Source organism: Sphingomonas sp. CCH15-F11 (assembly GCF_001557005.1).
Lineage (GTDB): Bacteria > Pseudomonadota > Alphaproteobacteria > Sphingomonadales > Sphingomonadaceae > Sphingomonas.
The window spans coordinates 1-407 of record NZ_LSKG01000084.1 but is presented as its reverse complement, the minus strand read 5'-3'; the positions used below and the strand labels follow the sequence as shown (position 1 = coordinate 407).

Genomic DNA, 407 nt, shown 5'->3' with positions numbered 1-407 from the left:
TGACCTTCTCCGTGTCGGGGGTGTCGGCGGCCTTGCCCGCGGACGAGACCGTGCTGGAGGCGGCCGAGGGCGCGGGCGTCGAGATCCCCTATGCATGCCGTGCGGGCACATGCGGCGCCTGCGTGGTCAAGCTGCTGCAGGGCGAAGTGACGATGGAGGTCGAATCCGGCCTTGCGCCCGCCGACAAGGCGCAAGGCTATGTGCTCGCGTGCCAGGCGAAGGGGACGGGCACGCCGCTCGTGGTCGAAGCCTGATGCGCGAACGCAGCGACATTGCCGTGGGCCTGCTGGTCGCGTTCCTGCTGCTGTTCCCGTTCGGCTATCTCGTGCATGTGTCGCCCCGCTTTCCGGGTAGCCTCGCTGGCGGGATCATCGGGATCGCAGCGCTCGTGCTGATGCTGCTGACGC

1 protein-coding gene is annotated in these 407 nt (G+C 68.8%); it reads left to right on the top strand.

The window, feature by feature from the left end:
• The coding region (locus tag AX709_RS07895) for a 2Fe-2S iron-sulfur cluster-binding protein (protein ID WP_156454199.1) at positions 1-254 on the top strand (254 nt) is incomplete at its 5' end.
• Positions 255-407: the final 153 nt, after the last annotated feature.